The 516-nt window shown below is 67.8% G+C and carries 1 protein-coding gene; it reads right to left on the bottom strand.

Annotated elements, in window-relative coordinates; all coding sequences use genetic code 11:
• Window positions 1-120 precede the first annotated feature (120 nt).
• A partial coding sequence (locus AC0IYU_RS34800) for a zincin-like metallopeptidase domain-containing protein (protein ID WP_472126955.1) occupies window positions 121-516 on the bottom strand: 396 nt, incomplete at its 5' end.

The raw sequence follows: 516 nt of genomic DNA, 5'->3' as shown, positions 1-516 counted from the left end.
AGATCTACACGTGTGGCGCTTCGTCGGCAGCGTCAGATGTGTATAAGAGACAGCCCGTGCCCAGCCACCCAGACCTCTGCGCAGCCGACCGCAGCGCCAGCGGATCGACCCACTCGCGAATCAGCGCAGCTCGCCGATCTCCGGCAACGTCCGCGCCACGATCCAGTCGAACGCATCGCTCGCGTGGCGCGTCGCGGTGAAGATGGCGGTGCGGTCATTTCGCAGCACCGCGAGCCAGGCCTCGAGATAGGCCGCATGGCCCTCGATCGTCGCGTCCACGAGCCCGCAATGCCCCATGAGGAAGGCCGCGCCGAGTTCGGCCACCAGTTCCTCGAAGGCGTACGCCGCATCCCCGAAACGCGTGCCGAACGCGCGGTGCAGCCGCGAGGGATGGCCGCTCCAGTGCACGAGCTCGTGCAGCAGCGTGGCGCAGTAGTTGTCTGCGTTCACGAAGCGCTCGGGCAGGGGCAACCGGATCTCGTCGAGCGCCGGCACGTACATCGCGCGCTCGAAGCC

It is taken from the genome of Variovorax sp. AC103, assembly GCF_979254005.1.
The sequence above is the reverse complement of the archived record's forward strand: the minus strand, read 5'-3'. Positions and strand labels throughout refer to the sequence as shown.